The sequence below is a fragment of the Novosphingobium tardum genome (assembly GCF_042652045.1).
GTDB lineage: Bacteria > Pseudomonadota > Alphaproteobacteria > Sphingomonadales > Sphingomonadaceae > Novosphingobium > Novosphingobium tardum.
In genome coordinates this window covers 1-25,991 of sequence record NZ_JBHSDR010000003.1, presented here as the reverse complement: position 1 = coordinate 25,991, position 25,991 = coordinate 1, and the positions used below count along the sequence as shown (strand labels likewise).

Annotated in this window: 24 protein-coding genes, 1 tRNA gene and 1 pseudogene; 11 read left to right on the top strand and 15 right to left on the bottom strand. The window is 62.9% G+C overall.

Annotation, left to right across the window (positions count from 1 at the left end; all coding sequences use genetic code 11):
• Positions 1-7: 7 nt before the first annotated feature.
• The 4 genes from ACFO0A_RS00180 to ftsE are packed head-to-tail and all read right to left on the bottom strand — an operon-like array spanning position 8 to position 2,949.
• On the bottom strand, positions 8-688 hold the full coding sequence (locus ACFO0A_RS00180) for a lysophospholipid acyltransferase family protein (protein WP_379536965.1): 681 nt from the start codon (positions 686-688) through the stop codon (positions 8-10).
• Positions 689-698: 10 nt separating this feature from the next.
• Positions 699-1,253: a YdcF family protein gene (locus ACFO0A_RS00175; protein ID WP_379536964.1), complete on the bottom strand. Its 555-nt coding sequence runs from the start codon at positions 1,251-1,253 to the stop codon at positions 699-701.
• Positions 1,254-1,267: 14 nt separating this feature from the next.
• Positions 1,268-2,212 (bottom strand): cell division protein FtsX, encoded by a 945-nt coding sequence (locus tag ACFO0A_RS00170; protein ID WP_379536963.1) that lies wholly within the window; start codon positions 2,210-2,212, stop codon positions 1,268-1,270.
• Positions 2,209-2,949, bottom strand: coding sequence for a cell division ATP-binding protein FtsE (gene ftsE / locus ACFO0A_RS00165; RefSeq protein ID WP_379536962.1), 741 nt, complete (start codon positions 2,947-2,949; stop codon positions 2,209-2,211). The genes ACFO0A_RS00170 and ftsE overlap by 4 nt, the downstream gene beginning before the upstream one ends.
• A gap of 79 nt (positions 2,950-3,028) precedes the next feature.
• Here ftsE and ACFO0A_RS00160 point away from each other — a divergent pair.
• Positions 3,029-3,205, top strand: a pseudogene (locus ACFO0A_RS00160) (MJ0042-type zinc finger domain-containing protein); the annotation flags it as partial.
• A gap of 192 nt (positions 3,206-3,397) precedes the next feature.
• Complete coding sequence (locus ACFO0A_RS00155; protein ID WP_379538174.1) at positions 3,398-4,057, top strand: thioredoxin; 660 nt, start codon at positions 3,398-3,400, stop codon at positions 4,055-4,057.
• A gap of 21 nt (positions 4,058-4,078) precedes the next feature.
• On the opposite strand, the gene ACFO0A_RS00150 is transcribed toward ACFO0A_RS00155, so the two are convergent.
• Complete coding sequence (locus ACFO0A_RS00150) at positions 4,079-4,264, bottom strand: hypothetical protein (RefSeq protein WP_379536961.1); 186 nt, start codon at positions 4,262-4,264, stop codon at positions 4,079-4,081.
• 304 nt (positions 4,265-4,568) lie between these two features.
• On the opposite strand from ACFO0A_RS00150, the gene ACFO0A_RS00145 reads away from it, so the two are divergent.
• A tRNA-Leu gene (locus tag ACFO0A_RS00145) sits at positions 4,569-4,655 on the top strand.
• A gap of 635 nt (positions 4,656-5,290) precedes the next feature.
• On the opposite strand, the gene ACFO0A_RS00140 is transcribed toward ACFO0A_RS00145, so the two are convergent.
• On the bottom strand, positions 5,291-7,501 hold the full coding sequence (locus ACFO0A_RS00140; protein WP_379536960.1) for a putative bifunctional diguanylate cyclase/phosphodiesterase: 2,211 nt from the start codon (positions 7,499-7,501) through the stop codon (positions 5,291-5,293).
• A gap of 251 nt (positions 7,502-7,752) precedes the next feature.
• Here ACFO0A_RS00140 and ACFO0A_RS00135 point away from each other — a divergent pair, with 251 nt between their 5' ends.
• Complete coding sequence (locus tag ACFO0A_RS00135) at positions 7,753-8,667, top strand: hypothetical protein (protein WP_379536959.1); 915 nt, start codon at positions 7,753-7,755, stop codon at positions 8,665-8,667.
• 21 nt (positions 8,668-8,688) lie between these two features.
• Complete coding sequence (locus ACFO0A_RS00130; protein WP_379536958.1) at positions 8,689-9,714, top strand: hypothetical protein; 1,026 nt, start codon at positions 8,689-8,691, stop codon at positions 9,712-9,714.
• Positions 9,715-10,470: 756 nt separating this feature from the next.
• On the opposite strand, the gene ACFO0A_RS00125 is transcribed toward ACFO0A_RS00130, so the two are convergent.
• On the bottom strand, positions 10,471-10,950 hold the full coding sequence (locus ACFO0A_RS00125; RefSeq protein ID WP_379536957.1) for a cupin domain-containing protein: 480 nt from the start codon (positions 10,948-10,950) through the stop codon (positions 10,471-10,473).
• 197 nt (positions 10,951-11,147) lie between these two features.
• Here ACFO0A_RS00125 and ACFO0A_RS00120 point away from each other — a divergent pair, with 197 nt between their 5' ends.
• Positions 11,148-12,671, top strand: a complete 1,524-nt coding sequence (locus tag ACFO0A_RS00120; protein ID WP_379536956.1) for a winged helix-turn-helix domain-containing tetratricopeptide repeat protein — start codon at positions 11,148-11,150, stop codon at positions 12,669-12,671.
• A gap of 319 nt (positions 12,672-12,990) precedes the next feature.
• On the opposite strand, the gene ACFO0A_RS00115 is transcribed toward ACFO0A_RS00120, so the two are convergent.
• The 3 genes from ACFO0A_RS00115 to ACFO0A_RS00105 form a co-directional block, all read right to left on the bottom strand.
• Positions 12,991-13,800 carry a hypothetical protein gene (locus tag ACFO0A_RS00115; protein WP_379536955.1) on the bottom strand — a complete coding sequence of 270 codons (810 nt, stop codon included), beginning with the start codon at positions 13,798-13,800 and terminating at the stop codon, positions 12,991-12,993.
• A gap of 79 nt (positions 13,801-13,879) precedes the next feature.
• The gene (locus ACFO0A_RS00110; RefSeq protein WP_379536954.1) at positions 13,880-14,572 is read right to left on the bottom strand and encodes an anti-sigma factor family protein; all 693 of its coding nucleotides are present in this window, start codon (positions 14,570-14,572) and stop codon (positions 13,880-13,882) included.
• Positions 14,569-15,084: an RNA polymerase sigma factor gene (locus tag ACFO0A_RS00105; RefSeq protein WP_379536953.1), complete on the bottom strand. Its 516-nt coding sequence runs from the start codon at positions 15,082-15,084 to the stop codon at positions 14,569-14,571. The genes ACFO0A_RS00110 and ACFO0A_RS00105 overlap by 4 nt, the downstream gene beginning before the upstream one ends.
• A gap of 234 nt (positions 15,085-15,318) precedes the next feature.
• On the opposite strand from ACFO0A_RS00105, the gene ACFO0A_RS00100 reads away from it, so the two are divergent.
• From ACFO0A_RS00100 to ACFO0A_RS00090, 3 genes are all read left to right on the top strand, one after another.
• Positions 15,319-16,362 (top strand): S8 family serine peptidase, encoded by a 1,044-nt coding sequence (locus ACFO0A_RS00100; RefSeq protein WP_379536952.1) that lies wholly within the window; start codon positions 15,319-15,321, stop codon positions 16,360-16,362.
• Between the two features lie 91 nt (positions 16,363-16,453).
• Positions 16,454-17,299 (top strand): hypothetical protein, encoded by an 846-nt coding sequence (locus ACFO0A_RS00095; RefSeq protein WP_379536951.1) that lies wholly within the window; start codon positions 16,454-16,456, stop codon positions 17,297-17,299.
• A 280-nt stretch (positions 17,300-17,579) separates the two neighbouring features.
• Positions 17,580-18,308: a hypothetical protein gene (locus tag ACFO0A_RS00090; RefSeq protein WP_379536950.1), complete on the top strand. Its 729-nt coding sequence runs from the start codon at positions 17,580-17,582 to the stop codon at positions 18,306-18,308.
• Between the two features lie 173 nt (positions 18,309-18,481).
• Here ACFO0A_RS00090 and ACFO0A_RS00085 read toward each other — a convergent pair whose 3' ends face one another.
• A complete protein-coding gene (locus tag ACFO0A_RS00085; RefSeq protein WP_379536949.1) occupies positions 18,482-19,873 on the bottom strand; it encodes a DUF4118 domain-containing protein in 1,392 nt (463 codons plus the stop codon).
• A 68-nt stretch (positions 19,874-19,941) separates the two neighbouring features.
• Between ACFO0A_RS00085 and ACFO0A_RS00080 the strand changes: the two genes are divergently transcribed.
• Positions 19,942-21,873 carry a potassium transporter Kup gene (locus ACFO0A_RS00080; RefSeq protein WP_379536948.1) on the top strand — a complete coding sequence of 644 codons (1,932 nt, stop codon included), beginning with the start codon at positions 19,942-19,944 and terminating at the stop codon, positions 21,871-21,873.
• Positions 21,874-22,152: 279 nt separating this feature from the next.
• On the opposite strand, the gene ACFO0A_RS00075 is transcribed toward ACFO0A_RS00080, so the two are convergent.
• Genes ACFO0A_RS00075 through ACFO0A_RS00060 form a run of 4 tightly spaced genes read right to left on the bottom strand, consistent with a single transcriptional unit; the run spans position 22,153 to position 25,265 of the window.
• On the bottom strand, positions 22,153-22,971 hold the full coding sequence (locus ACFO0A_RS00075) for an enoyl-CoA hydratase (RefSeq protein WP_379536947.1): 819 nt from the start codon (positions 22,969-22,971) through the stop codon (positions 22,153-22,155).
• A complete protein-coding gene (locus ACFO0A_RS00070; RefSeq protein WP_379536946.1) occupies positions 22,968-23,756 on the bottom strand; it encodes a VOC family protein in 789 nt (262 codons plus the stop codon). Before ACFO0A_RS00070 ends, ACFO0A_RS00075 begins: the two co-directional genes overlap by 4 nt.
• 40 nt (positions 23,757-23,796) lie before the next feature.
• On the bottom strand, positions 23,797-24,144 hold the full coding sequence (locus tag ACFO0A_RS00065; RefSeq protein WP_379536945.1) for a DUF1153 domain-containing protein: 348 nt from the start codon (positions 24,142-24,144) through the stop codon (positions 23,797-23,799).
• A complete protein-coding gene (locus ACFO0A_RS00060; protein WP_379536944.1) occupies positions 24,141-25,265 on the bottom strand; it encodes an 8-amino-7-oxononanoate synthase in 1,125 nt (374 codons plus the stop codon). Before ACFO0A_RS00060 ends, ACFO0A_RS00065 begins: the two co-directional genes overlap by 4 nt.
• 201 nt (positions 25,266-25,466) lie before the next feature.
• Here ACFO0A_RS00060 and ACFO0A_RS00055 point away from each other — a divergent pair.
• A partial coding sequence (locus ACFO0A_RS00055; protein ID WP_379536943.1) for a thermonuclease family protein occupies positions 25,467-25,991 on the top strand: 525 nt, incomplete at its 3' end.

Sequence of the window (25,991 nt, the reverse complement as noted above, 5' to 3'; positions counted from 1 at the left end):
CAGCGGTTCAGCCGTTGAGGGCGTTAATCGCGGCCAGAACCCGATCCTGGATTTCCTCGCGGGGCAGACCCGGGGGGATAGGCTCGCCGAACCGGTAGGTCACGATGCCCGCCCGTTTCCACCGCCGGTGATAGAGCGGCCCGGTGTCGACGGCGACGGGCACCACGGGCAGGCCGATCAGCTTGTAGAGCCCGGCAAACCCGGCTTGCAGGGGAGCCGGCGCGCCATGGGGGACCCGGGTCCCCTCCGGAAAGATGACCAGCGGCCGGCCCGACGCCGAAAAGCGCTTGGCCGCTGCGACCATTGCTCGCAGCGCCTTGGCACCGGCTTCGCGTTCTACCGCGACCACTCCGAAGGCGGCGGCGGCGCGGCCCCACAGCGGGATATCCATCAGTTCAGCCTTGGCGAAGACCACCGGCAGGTCGAACAGCGCCGGCATGTCGATCGCCTCGTAGAAGCTCTCGTGCTTGACCGCGTAGAGCATCGGCTGGTTCGAGGGCCGGCCCTCGATAACCAGCCGGATGCCGAGGATGTATCGCGCGCAGGCGCGGTGAAACATTGCCCATAGCCGAACGGTGCGGCGCATGGCGCGCGGCGAAAACCCGATCGCCAGCGCGGCGATGACCACGAAGGGGATGCTGCCCACGTAGAAGCACAGGTAGAATGCAAGGCTGCGAAGCACTGCCATGGCCGGTCCTTTAGAGCCCGACCAGCGCGCCCACCCGGCGGGCGAGCAGCTTGTTGTATTCGAGAAACAGGATGCGAAGGCTCGGTCGCGAGCGGACCGCGTCACGCGCGATCGTAACATTTGCCGGCACGACGTGCTCGAGCTCCCACGCCGCGCGGCGCATGTGCCAGTCGCTTGTGACAAGGCGCACCGAGCGGACGTTGTTCTTTGCGATCCAGTCGGCGGCGATGCGCGCATTGGTCCGGGTGTCGACCGATTCGGTATCGAGTGTGATGCAGCAGGCCATACGGCGGGGTGCGACGCGGTATTCGGCGGCGAATTCGCGCGGCTTCACCTCGCGGTCCACTCCCGCCACAAGCATCTTGCGTGCCCAACCGCGGTCTAGCGCCTCGAGCCCGCGTCCGATCCGACCCTCTCCGCCAGTTGGAACGATGACTGCGTCGCTGCGCCCCGCCCCGATCGGCTGAGGCAAGACCAGCGCGAACCAGGCAAAGCCGAGGACCCACAGCAAGACCACCAGCGACAGGAGTCTCCGGCCGATTCCAGGTTGCTTGCCGATCCGCATAGGCCGGCCCCTTGTCACAGCATTGCCTTGAGCGCACGAAAAACCGCGAAGCGCGCGGTTATCGCGGACAAGGCTATGGCGCCCAGCGGAACGAGGCCCAGCGCCGCCCAGTCCAGCCAGCCGAGCGATCCTGCGGCAATCGCGCCCGACCCCAGCTGGCCGAATTGGCGGGCGAGCAACTGGACGACCACGACTGCAAGTCCCAGGCCCAGCGCGCTTCCGGCCATCGCATCGATTGCGATGCTGCGCTGGAACACCCGCGCAATCTGTCCGTCGGTGCCGCCAAGCAGGTGGATGATCTCGATTGTCGCGCGATGGGTGTTCAGCGCGGTGCGGGTGGCCAGTAGCACCGCTGCGCCGGTTGCCACGGCAAGCAGGACGATCAGCGCGAGGGCTAGCCACTGGAGGCTCGCCAGCGCGTCGAACACGGGTTCGAGCCAGCCCGCCTGCGCATCTACGCGCGCCGCCGGTGCGACGGGAGCCAGGCGCTTGCGCAGCGCCTCGAGGCGGGGTTCGTCCACCGGCCCGGTCAGCCGCGCGTCGATCAGTGCGGGGATGGGCAGGGCGTCGGCCGCGGCGGGATCGTTGCTACGAGTGCCCAGCCAGGGCTCGATCAGTGCATCGACCTCGTCCTGGGGAACGAGGCGGACGTGCGCGACGCCAGGGGCGGTGCGCAAGGTGGCGAGCGCGTTGTTGGCCTGGCGCGCGCGCTCTGCCGGCAGGGCGGTGACGATCTGCACGGTCACGCCGCCGGAAAGGTCGGCGCTGGCGGCATGGGCCGCATTGCGCAGCGCCATGCCGCTGGCGGCGGCGATGGCAGTCAGCAGAACCATGATCGCGATGACCCACGGCATCGGACCCGAGAGACGTCCTTGTGGAACCATCTGAGCGGGACCTCCGCCCGTGAGCGAGCGCCAGCGCTGGGTCAGCGCGCGCGGGGCAAGCGGCGGCCCGCTCATTGCGGCAGGACCGAGGGGGCGGCTGCGCGCCGCGGCGGGTAGCGCAGCGCACCGGTCGGGTCGGAAAGGCGCCCGCGGTCCAGCCGCATGATCAGCGATTCCGGCACCTTGCGCAGCAAGTGGACGTCGTGGGTTGCGACGACCACCGTCGTGCCCAGGCGGTTCAATGCCTCGAACAGTCGCAGCAGCTTTACGGCCATGTCGGGATCGACGTTGCCGGTGGGCTCGTCCGCGACCAGCAGGTCCGGCCTCCCGATGACGGCGCGGGCAATGGCAACGCGCTGTTGCTCCCCGCCGGAAAGCGTTGCCGGGCGGGCGTGGCTGCGGTCGCCCAGGCCGACCCATTCGAGCATGTCGGCCACCGGACGGCGCAGTTCGTCCTCGGTAACCCCCGCCACACGCAGGGGAAGGGCCACGTTGTCGAACGCAGAAAGGTGCGCGACCAGGCGGAAATCCTGGAACACGACGCCGATCCGGCGGCGAAAGCCGGGAAGGCTGGCGCGCGGAAGGGTGATGGCGTCGGTCCCGAACATGCGGATCAGGCCGCGCGACGGCCGCTGGGCAAGATAGAGGAGCTTGAGAAGCGACGTCTTGCCCGCACCGCTCGCGCCCGTCAGGAAGTAGAAGCTGCCCGGATGAAGGGTAAACGAGATGTCGGTAAGGATCTCCTTGCCCGTGCCATAGCGCAGCCCGACGTTGTCGAACTGGACGATCTCCGGCTCGCCGGGGTCGGTCATCGTCTCGGCGCTTTCATCTAACCCAATCGCGATCCGGCCCGCTCGGCCGGCCCCCCGGCAGGCCTATAGCTGCCTATCGATGTGGAAAAAAGGCTTCCTGCCGCAATCGTTGGGGGGCTGGCACTTGTCTGCGATGGATTGCCCGTGCTTAACCCTGCGCATGATCATCGCCTGCCCCGCATGTGCAACGCGATATGTCGTTCCCGACAGTGCGATAGGCGTGGACGGGCGCACCGTGCGCTGTGCGAAATGCCGTCATAGCTGGTTTCAGGACGGCCAGCCTGCCGAGCTTCCGGCTGCCGAGCCGCTATCGGCAGCTCCCGAACCTTCGCCATCCCCTCCTCCGCCACCGCCTTCCCCTCCACCACCTACGGCGCCTGCACCGGAAGAGGCTGTCGAGGACGCGCCTGATGCGCCAGCTCCCAGTGCATGGGCGGAGCCGGACGCCGTGGCCCACGAGGATCGCGGCGAAGAACCCGAGACTTCGTGGTCCGCGCCCGAGACCTCGTGGTCCGAGCCCGAGACGGTTGCGCCGCCCGTCGCCGATGAGCCGGTCGAGCGTTACGAGGACGATATCGGTCCCCCGCCTGCCTTTGCCGAACCCGAACGGGCGGTCGCGCAAGACACCTATTTCGACGAGGCCCCGTCAAGCTTCGCGCATGAGCCTCCGTTCCGGCCGCGGCGCAATCCGGCACGGCTTTGGACGGCGGCAGCCGTGGTTTTCGCACTGCTCGTCGCCGGGCTTATCGGCGCGGTCAGCGTGTGGGGCCTACCTGATTGGGTGCCTGTGCCGCATTCGACGTTTGCCGCGGCGCAGCCCGACCTCGTCCTCGAGTTCCCCGCGCAGCAGCAGGAACGGCGTACATTGCCCAACGGGACCGAGTATTTCGGGGCTAGCGGCAGCGTGACGAATGTAGGCCAGGAGACCCGCCGGGTGCCGCCGATCCTGATCGTCCTGCGCGATGGCCGCGACAGGATCGTTTATACCTGGGAAGTGGCTTCGCCCAAACCGGCGCTGGCGCCCGGCGAAAGCGTCTCGATCAACGAGGCGGTAACCGACGTCCCCCGTTCCGCCACGGTTGCCGAAATCGGCTGGAAGCCCGGCTGACCCGCTGCGGCGCGTTGCGCGTCAATAGAACTCGATAGTGCGCCCGTTGTCGCTCAGCTGACGCTGGGGCGCATCGGACCGTGCGCGAGGAACCGCGGGTTCGAACCGGATGATCACTACAGTTGCGCTCGCCAGCGCCGTGACTCGCGGTGCTGGTACAGGCGCGTCGCGGTGATCGACCGGCGCGATCGGTGTTGTCGTCAGCATGGCTAACGAAGCGGACAGGGCAAGGTTGGCACCAATCGGCATGGCCCTATGTTGACGCGCGCAACGCCACCTCAGGCAAGCGCAGAAGCATCCGAAAATGGTCCGATCCGGAGCAGTGCGGGGTCCATGCGTTAACGATCGTGGTGAACGTCCCGTAAAGGAACAGGATTAACGGCGCCGCGCGACGCAGAAGACGTTTGCGGCGAGGTGGTTTGGCTGTTGCGGGGGTGGGGGGGCTTTGCTAAGGGCACGCGCCTACCCCCCCGGGACCGCAGCCGCAACGGCGCGCAGCCCCGATGATTTAGCGGTCGTGGCGGAATTGGTAGACGCGCAACGTTGAGGTCGTTGTGGGCGAAAGCCCGTGGAAGTTCGAGTCTTCTCGACCGCACCAAACAGTCAGCCAACCAGACACAATATCGCCTTAGGGCACCCTGCACCCTGAAAGTGGCCCAGTTCTGCGGGCTTTGGCGCCATGATTTTCTGAGCCGTGGGCGAGAGACGCGGCTATCTTGGCCTGGGCACGGCCAAAATCCGACTAATTCTCTGTCTGGAAGTTCCCTGCTTACGCGGCACGAAGATACAGCTTGTCGCGCTCAGGCTTGAAAGCCGAGCAAGGCCTCCTGATCGGCCGACAGCGCTGTCTTAGGCAGCAAGGTACGGTTGCTCGACTTTGGCTGGGGTGCCTGCCGCAATGGACTCAACGATGCTCATATCGCGCTAAGTTCTGCGCCTTGATTGGCAGAGGGGCGCGCTCGGCTCCTCACAAGGGCCAAGCGCGCCCACTGCTTCGGTCCCTGTGCCTTTGCACGGAGATGGCCCGGAACATTCCCTCGCTTTATGCATCGTGATAAGACCACGACGAACCGTCTGTAGTAGTCGGGACAACGCGCAAAGCTGCCGCACTCGACAATCAACCTACGCGGGTATTAATCTTCTCACGAGGTGACTTACGCCCGACCGAATCCACCGAAACTGTTGAATGGCAGAGTGGTTGAAGCGACGCCAGGTGTGTCTTGCGAGCATTGTCTAGGCCGCCTTACGACGACCTTTCGGCGCGCCGCTGCTGAGTTGCATTAGCTTTAATCTGCACGCATTCTCGGCAGGACTAAATAGAAAGCCCTGGCCGTAATAGCATCCCATCTGAAGTAAGAGCTTGCGCTGATCGTCCGTTTCGATCCCCTCGGCAATAACTTCCTTGCCGAGGTTTTTCGCCATCGCGATGAGCGCCTGCACGATCAGCCGCGACTGATGGTCGGTGCACATCTTCTGAACGAAGCTTCCATCGATCTTAACCTTGTCGATGGGGAAATCACGCAGATGCGATAACGACGAGAAGCCCGTTCCAAAATCGTCGAGCGCGATCTGCATTCGGGAATTGCGAAGCTTGGACAGCACTGACTGAACCGATGCGGCGTCGTTGACCAAGAACATGGTCTCGGTGATTTCAAGTGTGACGTTCCGCGGGTCGATCTTCTGCCCGCGAAGTCTTGAGAGAAGGCGATCGGAAAAGTCCCTGCTCAACAGGTCTGCTTCGGTTGCATTCAAGCTCACATACTGAACGTCCGGCTGTGCAGCGTGGATTTCGGGGAATTCCGTTGAGACCAGATCGATCATTCGATCGCTAATCTCGCGCGACAAAATCGGATCGAGGATTGCAGGTAGAACCTGCGTTGCGGTGAGTTTGTCGCCCGAACGCGTATTCAGTCGCATCAGCGCCTCAAGGCCCACCATGGCGTTATCCGCAAGGCGGACGATAGGTTGGTAGCCGGCAAACAGTCGATCCTCGGTCAGTGCGCTGCGCACCAGACCGATGGCTTCTTGGCGGAGGCGATTATCGCGCTCCAAGAGCACGCGGTAATGGTGGGTGCAGCCCGGTTCCCGCCGCTTCCCATGATACAGCGCAAGGTCTGCCCGTCGCAGCAACTCGCGGGCGACGATAGTCTCCGCGCTTCGAGCGAGGCCGCAGGTGGCGCTTACCGCGACCTTTCGACCTGCAATCTCTACCTCCCTAGACACGGCCCGAATGAGCTTTTCGCCGACGGCAGTTGCGTCCTCCTGCGAGATACCCATCGGGGTAATAATTGCGAACTCATCGCCTCCCCAACGCGCGACCAAGGCGTCGGTAGGGACAGCCGCGGTGATGCGCGAGCTGATCTCTTCGAGAACTACATCTCCCACGAGATGACCGAAAGTGTCGTTAATGTCCTTAAAGCCGTCCAAATCGAGAAGCAGAACGAAGAAATCTCTGCCTGAATGGCGTTGCGTCCTCAGCCGCTCACCCAGATGGCGATCAAAAGCCTGCCGGTTGAGCAGACTCGTGAGGGAGTCGTAATCCGCGGCCCGCTGGAGCGCCATCTGCGAATGGTAGGCTTCGGTTACGTCCTGAAGAATGCCGACTAACCGCGCGGGCGTGTCACTGCTCGCCTCCAGATACTCGCCCACCACCTTGATCCGTTTCCTATGGCCCAAAGGGGTTATCACATGAGCCTCGATACTGGAGGACCCACGAGTCACGACGGCGTTTTCTAGGGCCGCCTCCAGCATGGGACGATCTTCCGGAACATATAGTTCCATTGCCGTATTGAGCGAGTACGTCTGGCTCTTGGACAGATCGAGAATGGCAAGGCTCTCGTCTGAGTAAGTCGCCCGGCCAGACTCGAGCTCCAACTCCCAGGATCCGATGTTGGCCACTCGCTCGGCCTGGGCGAATACGCGATTGGACTTCTTCAACCGCTCGGAACGCTCCTCAAGCTCCGCCGCGAGCTGCGTCGATTCCATTCGCTGACGATGGGCCTCGATGAGATCTTCAACGATCCTGCCGAAATACCGCAGTTGGTCGATATGCCCTTCATGGAAATGGTCAGGTCTGGTGTCGGCGACGCATAGCGTGCCCAGCAGAACTCCCTCTGCACTCGCGATAGGCTGGCCAAGATACGAACGAATGCCAGGCGCGCCGACCACCATGGCGTTTGCACGGAAGCAATCGTTCTCTAGCGCGTCAGAAATCAGAAGGCTGCGACCTGCTTCAATGACATGGCTGCAAAAAGATATCTCCCGCGGCGTCTCACGGCCGTCGATGCCTGATGCGGCCAGAAACCACTGGCGATCCGCATCGATGAGGCTGATCAGCGAGATCGAGCAATCGAACAGCTCTGTGCAGAACTCTGTAATCCTGTCGAAGCAACCCTGGCGTGGGGTATCGAGAATCTGCAGAGACCGGAGTGCAGCAACCCGCATTTCGTCGGTTCCGTGACTATCTGGCATATTGCGACCCCCCACCGACCGCAGTGCCGAAGTGTCCTAAAAAGTGAGTAAATCGACAAATCAGTATTTCTACGGCGCTTGAGAGCTGAAGGTCTCGTTGATGCCTGCCCACGGGTTCCGGGATTGGTATCAAACAGATTATCGGCAATCCCAAACTGCACGCGGCATACCCGACGCGCCCAGCGGTCCCCAAAATATTTTGGGCCCGCTGGGCCGATCAGCACTTGGAGGATAACGCCAAACATAGATGGGGTTATCTGTCTGAGCGGCAGGGATGCGCCCTATCTTCGGTCATTCCGTCGGTCATTGGTGATCGCCAAAAGCCGACCTTCGTTCAGATGGATGATGGTGACAGCTTTGCGCTGTATGGGCGGCCGATCTATCAAGGAATGGGCGAGGCGGAAGGTGGATTGAGCGTGGCCGAATTGGACAAGGCGACCACTGAAGAAATCCTGGCCCGCCTGCAGGCATATTCACGACGTCTGCACGGGAGCGTCGAACAAGCGACATCCCTTCAAGCGGTCTTTTCGGCGTTAAATGAGGCGTCTTTGAAGGCAGCGAAGCGAGACAAGCTTTGGGGTCCTATGGCCGGAGCCTTCAACATCATACAGCACGCGCTGCTGCGGGAACTGACCCTCATAATTGTTCGGGTCCTCGACAGGCCAAGAAAGCTTGAGACGTCCGATAAGGTTTCATTTGTGGTGATTGCCCAATGGCTGGACAGAGACGGCGTTTCAGAAGCCCTCGTCGAGAAGGCGCGCAAGCGGCATCCTGAGAAATGGGCTCGCCGGAACGTTTGGATGACACGACGCGCCATTAGGGGACTGAAGCAGCGGCTTGATCGTCTGGCGGCAGAAGATCCGAACCGTGAACGCTTGTTACGCAATGGCCGTGACGACTTTCTGGCTCACGAGCTGCACAGAGAGATACCGCGAGACCAGGCGTTGTTCGTATATCTCATGGAGATGACCAACGAGATTCAAGCTCTCTCCAGAGAAGCGCTCATTGCGTGCACGGGCCATGAGCTCGACTTCGATCACATCGCGACCGAGGGAAAGGATGGCGCGGAGCAGATTTGGCGGCCAATGGTCGAGCGGCGCTTCAGGTGGCATCCGAAACGAGGAGTGGAGGACATTTGAGGTCGGCGTGGTCGGACCCTCATGACTGACGATTATGTACTAAGCCTGATCGATCGCGCTGCGTCAGGCTCCGCCTTTACGGGTGGTCAATGCTTCGCATGTGGCGGTGAACCAACAGCCGGCCAGGGCGAGCACATTATCCCCCGTTGGACGCAGCGGCGTTTTGACCTGTTCAATCAGACGCTGACACTGCTCAACGGAACTCGAATACCTTACCGTCAGCTCACTATTCCGTGTTGTGAGCGCTGTAATAACGGCTTCCTCCGCGACATCGAAAATGCAGTCATCGAGTTTCTGGAACGGCCGGATTTCGATGATGCCGGTGCGCGGGTCACTTTGGGCAGGTGGCTTTGCAAGGTCTTCATCGGCCTGCTCGTTAAAGAGACCACCCTTTCGGCGGACCGAAGGAATCCATCGAAGGGCTCCATCCTCCCTCGGGACTTCTTAGATGAGTTCAGGCAGGCGCAATTCATTCTGCAGAGTGGACGCAAACAAACGACATTCCACTCCCTTCACGGTCCCCACCCGTTCACTCTGTACATGTATCGGATCGAACCCGACGATGATTTTGGTGAGTTCGACCTGTCCACACATCTCACAGGGCAATCGATCGCCGTTCGGCTCGGACCCGTCGGGGTCGTCTTTGTGAACGATGGCGGACTGCAATACGAGGCAGGTCGCAAAGGTCCGCTCGACCTGGACGGAAGGCGATTACACCCGTTGCAGTTTTCGGAAGTAGTTGCTCGGGTGCATTACAAGGCCACCCTTCGGGATGCGACACACTCCTACACGTCATCTGAAACGCCCGAAGAAATTGTGGTCGATCAGGTCACAGTTCGACCCTTCTCGAAGGTTCGGCTGGACGGCGGTGCGATGCGGATCTTCCGACCTTGGGATGACATCGAATGTGCGCACGTAATTGAGCGCTACCGACCCTTTCGAGGACCACCCATCTACGATCCTGACACGGGTCTGTTCACGACAACGTTGAGCAACAATCGAGGCGGAATACAGTCGCCAAAGCGCTTCTTGCGCCGAAGCAGTTAGGAATGCGTCGAAGGCGCATTTCCGCGCTTCTCTCAACTAACGGCCGCTACATTCGGCGACTCTCCAAAGGCTGACGTGCCGGTTCCGGCCCCACAGCGGCCAGTAAGCAGGCCTCGATACTGCGTCTGATTCTGGGAAGCTCATCCCCGGACGGCTACGTCAGCAATGGGGTGGAAAGCGGACACTCGGCGAGCCTTAACCAGGGGTGCTTGGGTCCGTAAGCGGCGCGGCCGATTTCGGTTCGAAATCTCGGACTAGCTGCCGAGTTGCTTACGATTAGGTCGTTCCTCGGGAACCTACCTTGGCCACGTTAGTATCCAAAAATCGACACGCGCCAAACGCGATCACACGACACAATCCGAACCCTTGCCAGCCTTGGCCACGCTCCTGACAATCGTATTCCGCCGGCGGCGAAGTCGAAAGCGCGCCCCGGGAAAGTCTGAAAGTGTCCTAGCCGGCGTAGGGATCCATCTCTGGAGCCGGACCTCCGGCGCCAACCGCGGCGGTCGCTCCCCCGGCGGATTGGGGGGGCGCGCCGGTCGGCTGGACAAACTCGGCCGGCCGCTGGGCCGTGGTCGGGTAAGGAAGCTGTACGAAATCTGAGGGCAAGGCGGGCTCCACGGCCGGCGCTCCGGGGTCGGGCGCGTTCCCCAGCGCGAAAAGCCCGACGCCCAACGCAGCGATTCCCGCTGCGAACACCAATTTCGGATATAGGGCCGCCATCGCCGTCTATCTGCCGAAGCGCGTTCAGGAGTCCTAAGGGCAGGACCGCGCTGCATCTTCGATTCGCACAATCGGGACCGCACCAGCGTTTGGCACGACATATGTCACATACACGGTGGCTCCTGATGCGCTGCGTGCCTCGTGCGATTCGTCGTGTCCTTCCACGAACACCGACCCGTCGGGCATCCCGGGGCCGTAAGTCTTGGTCGAACAATTCTCATCGACGAGTGTCACCGATCCCGACTGCACCGCGACGATGACCGCGCCGGGATGGTGATGCCAGCCGGTGAAGGCTCCGGCCGCAAAGGTCAGCTTCTGGACACGGACGGTGGTTGCGTCCTTAGTCTGAAGCTTGACCCTGTCATGATTGATATCAGCCTCGTCAAGAAGGCCGGCGGTGACGAACGTCTCGGGCGTGACGCCGTTGCCCGGCGATGCCGTCGCCGCACCGCTCATCAGGACGATCCCGAGAATCGCGGCAGCGCCGCATTTCAGTTCAGTTGAATAGGGCATGGGACATTCCTTTCGTCGGTCATCCACACGGTCCGTACTTGCCGCAAAGATCGCGGATACCGGCCAAGCGTACGTCCTCAAACGACCGCAGTCCTTGTCGCGGTTCCAAACTTTTTCCTAAGTTTTCTTTCAACCGATTCGACTAGCCAAGCCTTACCGGTTACCGTCCTAGCCGGGCTGTCGGAGCGAAAGTGCTTATGGCCACACGAGAAATTAAGCTCGGTCGGCTGACGCTGCAGCCGGACCGGCAGCTCTTGGCGGACGGGGCGCCCGTTCCGTTAACCCGCAAGCCGCTGCAAATCCTGACCGCGCTGGCGAACGCGCGCGGCGCGCTCGTCACAAAGGATGAGCTGCTGGATGCGGTCTGGCCCAGCCAGTTGGTCGAGGAGGCCGCGCTTCAGGTTCACATCGTTGCGCTGCGCAAGGCGCTGGGAGCCGAGGCGGAGCTGCTCAAGACCGTGCATGGTTTCGGCTATCGGCTGGATGTTCCTGGGCTAGCGGCGACGAGCCACACCAACGGATCCGTCGCTTCGGGCTCGCAGCCGTCGATAGCAGTGCTGCCGCTGCGCCTTCTGGGTGGCGAGGCGAAGCACGCGCTGATCGCCGAGGCGCTGCCTCACGAGCTGATTTCGGAGCTCAGCCGCCTGCATTGGCTGTTCGTAATCGCGCGAGCCTCGTCGTTTCAGTTCCGCGACGCCGAACCCGATATCGCGGGGGTCGGGGCCACGCTCGGGGTCAAATACTGCCTGTCTGGGACTCTCGAGCCTTCGGACAACAGGCTCGCGATCACCGTCGACCTAGTCGATACGCGCACGCTCGGGGTGATCTGGGGTGACCGATTTCTAGCGCCGATCGAGGCCATTCATGAGACCCGGAGCCGCATTGTCGCCAGCATTATATCGGCCCTAGAATTCCACATCCCCGTTTACGAGGCGCATGCCGCTACAACAAAATCGACCGAGGACCTAGATGCCTGGGGACTGTACCATCTCGCGCTGCAACGCGTATTTCGGTCCACCGCTCAGGACAACGCCGCAGCCTGCGACTTGTTCGAGCAAGCTGCCGCCCGGGACCCCAGCTTCGCGCGGGCTCATGCCGGACTTTCGTTCACTCATTTCCAGAACGCATTCATGCGGTATGTCCCCAATGCCGAGAACGAGAAGCTCGCAGCGCGGCGCCATGCCGACCGGGCAGTAGAGCTCGACGCGGCCGATCCATTCGCCAACTTGGTGCTCGGGCGCGCGCATTGGCTCACTGGGAAGATCTGGCAGAGTTTGCCCTGGATCGACCGCGCGCTGACCCTCAATCCGAACTACGCCCAGGCGAGCTATGCCCACGCCCTGACCGACTCAATCCTATGCGAAGGCGCCGAGGGCCAGCGACACGCCGATCGTGCGATGGCGCTAAGCCCGATCGATCCGATGAATTACGCAATGATGGGCTCGCGTGCGCTGTCCCATGCAGTGAGGGGAGAACACGCCGAGGCGGCCGACTGGGCAGAACGCGCGGCGCGAGCGCCGAATTCGCACGTACTAATCGCCATGATATCGGTGCTGTGCCACGCTCTCGCGGGACGCGACGCAGCGGCGCGAAGATGGGCCGGAGCAGTGCGCGCCGGCAGTCCAGCCATTTCCGTCCAGGATTTCTTCCGCGCCTTTCCGTTCGAGCGAGCCGACATCAGGCGCACGTTTACGCGGGCGCTAATGAACTACGGTTTTTAGCGGCAACTTTAACCCAGCGAAGCGTCTACCGATTCGCAAGACCGCCTAATTGATGTCCAGATCAGGCTCAAGCGAACGACAGCATTCGATATGCCGAGCAAATGTCGACTGGCGGCGATCGAGCGGGAAGTTGCGCATTGGGCTCAAATCCGGGATGTCCGAAATGGGGTCGGTAGCGGACCGACAGTTTCCCGGCTGATCAGACGGAAAAGCAGACAGTCGGCAACCGGCCCAAAAATCCGTCAATTAGCTTTGCCCGCTGGATGCTGCCAATCCAATGGTTTGGCGTATCGTCGAAACCTACGTCCGGCGAAAGCATTCACCCGCCGACCTTGAAGCCTAGTGTCACCCCGCCGCCGATATCCGGCGCACCGGCGCTGAGCCCGCCGGAGCCATAGACGCCCAGCGACAAGCTTTTGCCAAAGCCAGCGTTCATTCCGCCCACGATACGTTGATCGTTATCGCCTTCCTTGATCGGACTTTGGGCATAGACATAACCAAGCTGTGCGGTGGTTGCGTTGCCGAGACGAACAGCTGCGCCGGCCTGACCGGAGAAGGAATTGTGCAAGTCGAAGGCGTCAGGGGCGCCCGCCATCGTGTAAGTCACTCCCGCGAAGGGCGTCACCGCGCCCATCGGCTTCGCGAAGTCCGCTCCAACCGAGTAGTCGGCCTTTCCGGTACCAAGACCCTTATCGGTCGAAGCAGTCGGCAGCTTGGCTCCGGCGCGCAGGCTGGCGAAGAAGCCCGTTACCGGAAGATCGTAGGCCGCGTTCACTTGCAGATCGCCGAGGCCTTGGCGCGTGCTCCGGGTGGTTGGGCGGGTCGGGTCGACCAGTATCGGCAAGCCCAGCGGCCCGGTCGGCGCGATCACATTGGCGGGCGAGGTCACGCGGACCCAGGGGAGCTGTGCGCTTGCTCGGACCCGCCCCTTCGCGACGCCAATGGTCAACGGCATGGTGGTTTTCTCGATGTCCGACGGGGTGCCGAAATCACCGCGTTCAAAATCCACGCCAGTTGATATTTCAACCTTCGAGCGCGTCTCGCCCGTGCCCGGCGCGCGGCTGGTTGGTTCCTGTGCGAGTGCGGGCACTGCAAGGAGAACGGCGATAAGAGCAACGGAATAGCGCACAGGTGATCTCCCGATTTGGCGGTCACCTGTCAAACGAGCGAGTTCGCCGGCTTAATCCATCTTGTGCAAATTCGCGGCGCTAGCGCCACGCAGCATCTCGCGCACGGCGCTCCTGGGCGGCATCGAGCGCCGGGCCCACGGCCATCGCCTGCGCCCGTTCGAGCAACTCGGCGGACGAACTGCGCGCCATGCGGTACTCGCTCCTGTCGGGCTTCACTCCTTCCCCGCCTTGCTCGATCCGCCACCCACCAGCTTCGCGGCAGGCGATCCCGCCTTGATCCTGCGCGGTGAATGCGCGGCAATACTTACCGGCCTTGTTACGAAAGCTGAGGAGGATACGTTGCGGCGCGTCGGGCGCTTGCCCCGAGACCAGTTGCTGGTCCAGCGCCACCGCGAGCTGGCCTTCGACCTGCCTGCCCCTATCCCGGCCCGGCATGAACAAGGCAAGCGCGAGCGAAGCCGCCAGGGCCGGAGCGGCGAGCCATGCCCACCGCGCGATGCTTCCGGAACTGCGCACGTCGCGCCTGCCGCGTGCATCGGCCAGCTCCATCACCGCATCTCCTTGCTCGAGTGGCCGGATCAGTCGCTCCGGCAAGGGAGCTTCCATAAATGGGGCGAAGTGCAACGAGAGCTGCTCCCGCAGGGCGCGATGGGCGCCGACTTGCGCTGCCAGCTCGGGGTCTGCCTCGATCGCTGCGGCGACTTCGGCGCGGCGAGCGCCCTCAAGTTCGCCGTCTGCGAAAGCGGCGATTTCTTCGCGCGAGGGCTTCATGCGGCTTCTCCCAAGTGGATCATCAGCGCATCGCGCCCGCGCACCAGGCGCGAATTGAGCGTCCCGACCGGGCAGCCGACGATCCCGGCAGCTTCCTTGTAGGAATAGCCTTCGACCATCACCAACAGCACCGCTTCACGCTGCTCGTCGGGCAGCAGTCGCAACACACGGTCGATGTCGCCAAGGGCAGCCGCTGCTTCCTGGCCCCCGCTGGCGCCGACAGCCGCGCCAGCTTCTTCGGCCACGAACGTCTCGCCGCGCCGTTTGCGCGCTCGCTGCTCGTCGATCCACATGTTGCGCATCATCGTGTACATCCAGCTGTCGAGGCGTGTGCCTGGTTGCCACTGGTCGCGCCTGCCAAGGGCGCGAACGATCGTCGCCTGGCACAAGTCGTCCCCGTCGGCCGGATGACGTGCAAGGCCCGCGGCAAATCGGCGCAATCGCGGCAATAGCGCCAGCACGCGCACTTCAAAGTTATCGTTCGAAATTGGGTTTCCGCCTCTTTCCTGCATTAAACGGGCGGGCCGGCGCGTTTAATCCATGCTTAAGGTGATTTCCTGTCAGAGGCTACGATGCGCAGATACCTGCCCCTTCTCGCGCTCGGCGCAGCGGCCCTTGCGGCGCCGGCTATGGCCCAGCTCGGGCTGCCACAGCTTGCCCTACCTCCTCTAAGCACGTCAGCACTGCCGCTGGATGATACGCTCAAGACGGCGCGAGAGACTGCCGGGAAAACCGTGCAGCATTTGATGGACGCGCGCATTGAACGGGCAGACCGGCTGCTAAGGCGCTTTCCCGACCTGATTGAACTCGATGCCCAGGGCGATCCGGCGCGGCGGGGCGAACTGCTCTTGGTGGGCGCAGAGCCCGCCGACCTGCGCGCGGCGGAAGATGCGGGTTTTGTGCTGTCAGGCACCGAACGGATGGACAGCCTTGACCTCAGGGTGCTCCGTTTTTCACTCCCGCGTGGGCTGTCCCTCGCGCAAGGCGAAGCGCTGTTGCGCAAGGTGGCGCCGCAGGCCGAGGTCGCGGCCGACACGCTTCATTTTCAAAGCGGCGCACCGCCGCTTCCCAAGCTCGCCGCCGCAGCCTCGGCCCAAGGCACTGCAATCGCCACCCCGGTGGGGATCATCGACGGCGCGCCGGCGCAGCCTGTCGGAGTCGTGCGCGGCTTCGCCAAGGGAGCGCCTGTAGCGAGCCACCACGGCAGCGCGGTCACCTCGTTGCTCGCGGGCGCGGGCGTGCGCAACATCCGGGTGGCCGACGTCTACGGAACCGATCCTGCCGGCGGCAATGCGCTTGCGCTGGTCCGGGCGCTCAACTGGCTGATCGGCGGCGGCGCCAAGGTGATCTCGATCAGCCTTGCCGGCCCCAACAACTCGGCAGTGGGCAGGGCGATTTCGGCAGCGCAACGCAAGGGCGTGGTGATCGTCGCCGCCGTTGGCAACGACGGCCCCGCTGCTCCGCCGGCTTACCCTGCGTCATACCCGGACGTCGTGGCAGTAACCGCGGTGGACGGCCGCAATCGCGCGCTGATCGAGGCAGGCCGTGCCACTCACCTCGATTACGCCGCTCCGGGTGCTGACATCCTTGCCCTGAACAAAGAGGGCAAGAAGACGCGCGTGCGCGGCACCTCCTATTCTGTTCCGCTGGTTGCTGCACGCGCCGCGCGCGCGCTCGATCGCGGTAACGACTTGCGGACCACTCTCGATCATGAAGCAGAAGATCTGGGCCCAGCAGGACCTGACAGTCAATTCGGGCGCGGGCTTTTGTGCCGCGCCTGCGGCCGCTGAAAAAGTTTGGATTAAACCGGAAAGCCGATCCGTTTTCTTCCTGTGCCGGCGGAACGACCGCCAGCGACGGATAAACAGACGGAGGCATTTCATGAAACTTGTTCTTGTGGCTACCAGCGCGCTCGCGCTCATCGCTGTTCCCGCACAGGCACAGCTTCTCGGCGGTGGCGGCTCGATCGGTGGATCGCTGGGCGGAATGCTCAACGGGTCGATACGACAGAGCCTGCCCGTTCCCTCGACAACTTCGCTGCCCACCAGCACTACAGCCAGCGGCGCCCGCGACGGGGGCAATGCTTCGGGCAGCGCCAAGGGGTCCGCGCGCGCGGACCGCCGCAGCGGTGCCGTCGAAGTTAATGGCTCAGGCAGCGGCAGCATCGCCGTCGGAGCAACCGGTGCGCTCGTCACCCCGGCCGGCACTCCTTCGGGCAATGGATCTGCGGCCGCTTCCGGCTCGGGCAACGGCTCGGCCTCGGCGCAGTTGGTCGGCACTGATGCGGTGCAATCGGTCGCGGGAGCCGTCTATGGTCAAGGTCGCGCCGCCGGGCAGGCGACAGTTCAGCTGGGACGGTCGGCCGCCGCCAGTTTGGTGGGCGCCGCCGGTACCCTGACCAGCGGTGTGCAAGGCTCGGCCGGCGGCGCGGCGTCGCTGACCTCGGGCTTGCTGGCCACGTCAGGCAGCCTTGCCGCGCAAGAGCAGGGGGCTTTCACGGTCGACAAGGGAACCCCGATTTTCGACGCCGCCGGTGACAAGATCGGCAGCGTGCGGGGCGTCGTTGCCGATGCTCAGGGCCAGATCCAGCAGCTGCTGGTGAGGGTCGACGGCGAGCACGCCCTCCTGCCGTCAGGCAACTTCCAGGTCAGCGGCGAGGCCCTCATTTCTGCCATGGGCGAATCGCAGATCAAGCACATGGCCGATCAGCAGGACCACCCGCGCTAAGACGCACCTGCTGAGTTCGCGAGCCCGGAAAGGCGGTTCCCCAGAACTCCTTACATCCCAATCGCCTATCCGGGCATTGCGACTGTACAGATCGATGACGTAGCGTCCGCGCGTGGATCCGGCGTTATGGCGAGGATTGCTAAACTGATGCTTTGATGCTGACCATCCCTTATTCCTGGATGGTGAGGCCGGATGCGGGTTTTGGACGCCGGCACCACTCATCTAGGTTGCAAATGCGAATTATTCGCATTAGTTGGAGCCGCGATATTGAGGGGCTCCAATGAAGTATATCCAGAGGGCAGCCGTTTTTGCTGCCACAGTTTCGTTGATCGTGCCGGCGACGGCGCACGCGGCGCCTGGCCTTGGCGAAGAGGTTTACGGAGCCGAAGTCGAGAAGGGCGAAGCGGAAGTCGAGACTATCTATGGTCGTCTCGATGGCGGCGCGGACGATGGCGAGGATGTTCTCAAGCTCGAGGCGGCTTATGGTGTAACTGATCGACTTCGCTTGGGCCTCATTGGCGAGCTTGAGAAGGAGCCGCTTCAAAACCGTCGGTTCGAAGCAGTGGGCGTCGAGGCAATCTATGAACTCGGCCGCGTGGGCGGGGTGAACCTCGCTGCCTATGGCGAGTATGAGGTCGCCTTCGATGGCGCGGACAAGGTCGAGACCAAGCTGCTCATGCAGCGCCGGGCGGGCCCTGTGGACTTGAGGCTGAACCTCATCGCTGAAAAGGAATTGAAGAGCGGTGCCGAGGTGGAACTCGGGTATGCGGCGTCTGCCGACGTCGAGACTTTCGAAGAAGTCCGCCTTGGCGTCCAGGCTTTTGGGGAACTCGGGACATTCGACCATTTGGCACCGCGCGCCGAACACTTTGCTGGTCCGGTGGCCAAGGTCGAGATCGAGGGTCTGGGCCCCGAAATGGAACTCCAGGCTGGATACCTGTTTGCATTGGGCGCCGCGCGAGACGACAGCGACGGACAGTTCCGCCTGGCGCTGGAACTGGAGTTTTAGTCGGCTTGGCGCGGGATGCTATTAGGTTGCTCTCGCGATACGCCTGACGATCATTCGCCTCTGCGCGAGACGCATGGTGATTGGCCACCGACGTAGTTTTGTGACCCACACCCGGCACGGCCAGCGCGAAACTGATATCCGCATGGAATCGTTTTGCATCTCGCAACGAGCAATCAGGCGAGAACCGTGAGCCGATAGCCGATCGTTGGCTCATTGATGATTAGCTCAGGATCGGAAGGGCTGCGTTCGAGCTTTTGCCGAAGCGACCGGATGGCGACCCGGAGATAGTCGATGTGTTGTTCATGAGCCGGTCCCCAGACCATGCGCAGAAGCTGGGCGTGGGTGAGCACCCGGCCCGCGTGCTTGGCCAGTTCGGCCAGAACTGCGAACTCCTTTGGGGTGAGATGCACCTCCTCGCCATCCCTTCTCACTAGTCGGCGGTAAAGGTCGATAGCGAGGGGGCCCACTTCGATCTGCTTGTCCCGGTCGTCGGGATCGAGATCGACCAGGTGGTCAATGTAGCGATCGAGTTTTGCGGTTTCGGTGGCCATCATTGATAGCGTGGCCTTGTCTCCCACGCCATCGCGCTTCAAGGCCCGCGCCGCCCCAGCAATGGTCGCGAGCCGCGGCTTCAGGTCTTCACCGATCGACGCGAGAAGGGTGGATCGTATGGAATCCCGTTCGCGCGCACGAGCCCCTTCGCGAGCTTCGCGCTCCAGTCGCGCCCGTTCGAGCGCAAGCGCCACTTGGTCGAGAAGGCTGCCAAGCAGTTGGATTTGCCCGTCGTCGACGGGCGAAGCTCCATCCTCTCGCGCCAGCCCAATCGCCACGATTGCGCTCTCTCCAGGAGCAATCGGATGGAATTGCCAGTCGGCCAAATTGTCCCGGCGGACACCGCGCCCCGCGGACTTGCCGGTAAGCAGCGTCAAGCTCGCTGCGGCCAAATCGCTTGGTGCCAGCACTATATCCGCGGGCATGCTCGCGACGACGTGGGGTTGCTCTGGATCACTGACTAGAACTCCGTAGCAATTGAACAAGCGGGAGACCTCAGCCACGGTCACGAGCGCGATGTCGAGTTCGCTGGGGCATGTCAGCAAGCGCCGGGCAAAGCCCGCAATCGCCGCATTTCGGGCGGCATGCGTCGCGGCAAGCTGGGCTTGGTTCCGGAGTGATGAAGCAAGGCGGCTTGTGACCGTGGCGACGAGAAACAGGATCGCGACGGTCACGGCGTCGGCCGGACTATGGATCACAAACGTGCGATACGGTGCCGTGAAATAGAAATTGAAGGTTAGCGTTGCTGCGATCGCGGCTGCGACGCCTGGCCACAGTCCGCAATAGACTGCGGCGAGGAGGACTGGCGGGAGGTAGAGAAGCACCACCGGGGCATTGCCCCACCGTGGCGCGATCAGCAGCCCGATAAGCGTCGCGGCAGCCACCATGAGCAGCGCAGCGGCAAAACCAGCGAATTGCATCGCGAGCGAAGGCTGACGCCCGCCTATGACGAAGGGATTGGTTTGCATCGCCATAAAGTGAGCCGAACCCTGCCGTTCGTCGAGGTTTTCCAAGCATCTTCGCGCCATTTACCTCCAATTCCACATGGAATCTTTATGCGGTTCGCGTCCAGAGGTGGTCCATGGCAACATCTACTCCAGCGGGCGACCTTGGCGCCCCGGATACCGGCTCGTCCCGGTCGGCTTTACATGGTCAGCGCGACAGTTTGCCGGTCCTGATCCTAGGCAGTGTCGGGGTCGTCTATGGCGATATCGGCACCTCGCCCCTCTATGCGATGAAAGAGACTTTCATCGGCCCGCACCCGCTGGCAGTCGACCGGCTGCATATCTTCGGCGTACTCAGCCTGATCTTCTGGTCGCTGATGCTCATCGTCACGTTCAAATACGTGTTCGTCGCGATGCGCGCCGACAACAAGGGCGAGGGGGGGTCCTTCGCGCTGCTGGCGCTGATCTCGCGTCATCTCGCCGGGCATCGTCAGACCGCCACGCTGGCTTTGCTCGGCGTGCTGGCGGCTGCGCTGTTCTATGGCGACGCGATGCTGACACCGGCGATCTCGGTCCTGTCCGCGGTGGAGGGGTTGACCATCGTTGAGGCGAAGCTCGCCCCTCTCGTGCTGCCGATCGCAGTGCTAATCCTCATCGGGCTGTTCCTGATTCAATCCCGCGGCACAGCGCGGGTGGGAGCGCTGTTCGGGCCGATCGTGCTTGTTTATTTCGCGGTGCTCGCGACGCTCGGCATCGCCAACATTGTCGGCCATCCCGACATTTTGGGGATCGTCAACCCGCTGTGGGCGGTCGGGTTCTTCCGCCACGACAGCAGGTTGGCCTTCCTTGCCATGGGCTCGGTGTTCCTTGCGGTGACGGGCGCAGAGACGCTCTACGCTGACATGGGTCATTTTGGGCGCAAGGCGATCTCGATCAGCTGGCTCGCACTTGTTTATCCGTGCCTCATGCTCAATTACATGGGCCAGGGAGCGCTGTTGCTGAACGATCCTGCGGCGGTGGAAAACCCGTTCTACCTGATGGCCCCGGAATGGGCGAGGCTCCCGTTGGTGCTGATCTCGACCATGGCTACGATCATCGCCAGCCAGGCGGTGATCTCGGGAGCCTTTTCGGTCACGCACCAAGCGATTCAACTGGGCTTCCTGCCGCGCCTGAAGACTCTTCACACCAGCGAGCGGGCTGCGGGTCAAATCTATCTGCCTAGCGTCAATTGGGGCCTGCTGGTGATGGTGCTTCTGCTCGTCCTGGGTTTCGGCGAATCCACCCGACTTGCGTCCGCCTACGGCATCTCCGTGGTAGGCACGATGCTTATCACGACCGCGATGCTGGCGGTCCTGATTTTCAAGGTGTGGCGCTGGAACCGTTGGGCGGCCGTGGCAACGATCGGCCTGTTCGCCGCTATCGACTTCATGTTCTTTTTGTCCAACGCGACCAAGATTGTCGACGGCGGCTGGTTCCCGCTGTTGGTCGCCGGCGCGATCTTCACCGTGTTGACGACCTGGGCGAAAGGGCGAGCGCTGATGCGTGAGCGACTGGCCGACGAGGCGGTGCCGCTTGAATCGTTCATTCAGTCCGTCGGTCCGTCGGTGCATCGGGTCAAGGGCACGGCCGTGTTCCTGTCCGCAGCGAAAGAGGGCGTGCCTTCCGCCTTGCTGCACAATCTCAAGCACAACCAGGTGATCCACGAGCGGGTCATCATTCTTACGATTCAGATCGAAGAGACGCCGCAGGTCGACCCGTCGGAGCGCATCGAGATGCAAGACTGCGGTCACGGCTTCTATCGCATGGTCCTCCACTATGGCTTCATGGAAGAGATCGACATTCCTCGCGACCTAAGCGCCGCGAAGGGTTGCGGTGTGCCGTTCGACCTCATGCGAACCAGTTTCTTCCTCGGCCGGCAAAAGCTGATCGCGTCGAAGGAAGTGGTCGGGATGGCATTATGGCGCGAACATCTTTTCGCGTGGCTTCTGAAAGCCTCGGAGTCGGCAATGGACTTTTTCAAGCTGCCGACCAACCGCGTCGTCGAACTCGGCAGCCAGCTACGTATTTAAAGGCTTGCAGCCACCGATGCGACGCAATGCTAAAATGTCCGCGATGGGTTGTTTTGCGACCGGCAGCTTCGGGGAGCGATCGACCAACAGCAGAATGTCCGCTAGCGGCCCCATCTCGGCCATGGGGAGCCGCACTCACTTCACCCGAAACCTGCCATGGGTTCGGGCTGGCGTTGACAACAGCTACGCGCCCTATTCAGCGGATAGGCGGCAACATTGAGTAACCTCAAAGCTGACGGACTCCGCTGGACATTGCACGGTCAATTTGTTTCCGGGCGATCAGCTACCGGCGAACCTGGGTGGCCGTTTCTCCAGGAAGTGCGCCACCCCCTCTTTGAAGTCCGCGCTTTGCAGGCTCAACTTCATTTCCCGATCGGCCTCCTCCATCGATGCGGCCAGGTCCACGAACAACGCGTCCCACAGTTGTCGCTTCATGATGCGGAGCGATCGGGGCGATACATTTTCCGCCAGGTCCGTGGCGTAAGCATGGGCTTCTTCCAGCAAGCGATCAGGATCGGATATGCGATCAGCAAGGCCGATCCGATACGCTTCCTCAGCGTCCACCTTGCGCGAGGAGAACATCAGATCAATTGCCCGACTATGACCCACCAGCCGGGTGAGCATCCAGTTCGTGCCATGTTCGGCTATGAGACCGCGGCGTGAAAAGGACGTTACGAAAGCCGCATCCCTAGAAGCGAACCTCAGGTCGCAGAAGAGCAACAGAGCCAGGCCCAACCCGGCCGCCGGACCGTTGACAGCCGCGATCACCGGTTTGCTGACGGAGGGTAGCCAGGTCATCGGATGCTGGAAGTCGGCCCGCGAGTCTTGGTCAAGCGGCTCGAACCGGGTCGACCCGGTCTTGCCGGTTTCGGTCATCCCCTCAAGCGCCCCCATATCGACCCCAGCGCAAAATCCCCGGCCAGCGCCGATGACGATGATCGCTCGGACTTGTGGATCCTGGTTCGCGTGCTCCATGGCTTGACGGAACTCTCGTGCCATGTCCGGGGTCCATGCGTTGAGCCGTTCGGGCCGATCAAGGGTGACGATGGCGACCCGGCCATGAAGCTCATAGCGAATTTGGGTGTAGTCCACTTTCATTCTCCAGTCTGCGCGCTGTGAAGGGGTGGTTTGGATGCCGGGCCGAGAACGCGAACCGTCATGCCCCATAACCTGATCCCACCATCTGGTGACGCGCGACCGCGCTTCGCCGCTTGTTCCAAGACGGCCTCCGGTTGAGCGCATAGCACGGCGAGAGCGCGGAGGCCTTCGCCGCGCCTCTCGCTATCGGAAAGGAACAGCAGTTCGCCCCCGTCGAGTGCGATCCGCCAACCCCCTTCGTGCTCGGAACACGGCAGTCCAAGCACCGCCGACCAGCGCCTTGCCATGAGTTCAGGCTCCGGCCCGTGCATCTCCGCAGCGACGATTGAACACGCTGGCGCAGCGTGACTCTCCCAGCCTGGGCCGCCCCATTCCCACTGGGTCCATCGGGACATGTAATCTATCGACAGCAGGGTTCCGCCGACATCCCGCGGGTGCAGGTGGGTAAAGCCGCAGCCGTTCCGGTCAAGTTGATCTACAACCCGGATACCTGCCTTCGCTACGCGAGACCGAGCTTCTTCGATCCGGTCGGTCTGCAAGATGACCATGTAGCCGCAATCGCCTTCCTGCCTGGCGAGAAGACGACCGACGGTCGTGTCTCCGGCGACTGGCGTCAGAAGCTCGAGAAAAGTGTCTCCGAACCGGTAGACGGCATTGCGAAGTTTATAGCGGGCGACCCCGGAATCTTCGTAGGGATGAGACGCTCCGAATATCGCTTCGGCATCGGCCAATGCACCTTCGAGGTCGGTGACCGCCACCGCGATCTGTCGCAACCTGAATGTCATGCGAGTGTTCTCCTCACGCCATCTCCCGGTAAATGACCAATCACTGATGCTGCAGTCTCTGGAGTATCCCCGGGTCAAAACCGTCAATCTTGTAGCGATCCAGGGCCTCATCGATGGTGAGTAGCCCGCCATCCACTGCTGCGACGACCTCAGCCTTCCGACGAATGGTCCACCGCGTCATGCTCGGCTCTGGCAGCGCCTCCAGCGTGAGAATTCGATCAACCGGCAACCCCGCCAGTCGCGCGACCAGCGCGCTGTCGGTCTCTTCCTCGAGCCCGGCCTGGACCGGCTTCCAGTACTCGCCGCCCACCGCTCCGGCGAGTGCTGCGGCAAACACGGTATTGCCCACGCCGGTATCGGTCCCGGTAACGACAATGCCCTTCCTCATGCGAGCGCCTCGCCAAGTGCGTCGGCCAGAGCGGCAATGTCCTGCCGGCCGGCGTTGAGCGTCAGCGAGACCCGCAGGCGCGAGGTGCCGGCCGGAACGGTCGGCGGGCGGATACCGCGAACATCGAGCCCTGCGTTCTGGAGGTAGAGGGCAGCGCGCATCGTGCGCGCCTCGTCGCCAAGGATCAGCGGGAGGATCTGCGATCCCGTCGCAACCGCGCCATGCGGCGCCAGCTGCTGGTCGGCCAACGCCATCAGCTCGTGCAGCCGGGTACGGCGTTCAGGCTCGTCGACGAGGATGCGAAGCGCTTCGCGCACCACCGCTGCCATCAGCGGGGAGGGCGCGGTGGAGAAGATGAAGGCGCGGCCGCGATTGATCAGAAAGTCGCGCATCGCTTGCGGGCCGCAGAGCAAGGCGCCTTCGCAGCCCAGCGCCTTGCCGCAGGTGCGCAAGGTGATGACGTTCTCCGCCCCATCATAGTTCGCTGCCAGGCCGCGTCCGTCCGGCCCGAACACGCCGGTCGCATGGGCCTCGTCGATCAGCAGGAACGCGTCGTGGCGGGCCGCGAGTTCAGCCAGCTCGGGCAGGGGCGCCGTGTCCCCATCCATGCTGTAGAGGCTCTCGACCGCGATCCAGACGCGGCCCGTGCCTCCCGCAGCGCGCCAGGCAACGATCGCATCGGAAACACCATCGGGATCATTGTGAGCGGCAGCCCGGTGATCGGCTCGGCCCAGCTTCATTCCCTCATGCGCGCTGGCGTAAATCAGCGCGTCGTGGACGACCAGGTCACCGCGCTGGGGAAGCGTTGAGAGCAAGGCGGCATTGGCGGCATAACCACTGGAAAAGAACAGTGCACTCTCGCAGCCGAACAAAGACGCCGCCTCTTCCTCCAGCGCCTCGTGCTCGGCATGGTTGCCACGCAAGAGGCGCGATCCACCCGACCCCAGTGGAACGCCGCGGGCGATCGCCTCGCACGCGGCGGTTCCCAGCCGCGCCGAGCCAGCAAGGCCGAGATAGTCGTTCGAGGAGAAATCACGTCCAGAGCGCGCAATGAGACGGCGTTGCCGGCTCTGCTCTCCAAGGCGGGAGAGGTCACGAAGTTGGGCATCGAACATGGGCATGCCGCGCCGGGTAAGTGGCACCGCATGGCTCGGCGAGCGAGAAACAGTTCATGGAGCGCAACGTTTGCTTGCAGCGGGCAAAGACCGTCCTGCGACTACTCAGTCAGCTCTCAGGATCCCAAGTCCCGCACGGGGAACCGAAAGGAGTTTACCGACGCTTCCAGAATTGTTTCGCAACAATCGCCGTGGCAACATTGGCCGATGAAGATGATGCTCGTCGCAATGGCCCTCGTTACCGCCCTGCCAGCCCAGGCGCAGACGTTGTCTGGTCCCGCCGAGGTAGTCGACGGGGACTCGCTCAGCGTCGCGGGGTTGTCGGTACGCCTGTTCGGGATCGATGCTCCCGAAGGCAAGCAGACCTGCACGAGGAGCGGGGAAATCTGGCGCTGCGGGAAAGAGGCGGCCTCTCGCCTGCGCGGGCTGATCGGCTCGGGGCGGGTAGACTGCCGCGGCCGCGGAATGGACACGTATGGCAGGACCCTGGCGACCTGCGCCGTGTCCGGGGTCGAGCTTAACCGGGCGATGGTCGAGGCAGGCTGGGCCACCGCTTTTCGCAAGTACAGCCAGGACTACGTCCGCGAGGAGGACCAGGCCAAGGCTGCTGGCCGCGGCATCTGGAGCTCGCAATTCCAGCAACCCGAGGAATACCGCGCCGCCCAGGCAATCACCAGGAGTGGGGCACCGGCCAGGCACGCTCCAGCGTACCTGGCAGCCCCTTCGCGCAAT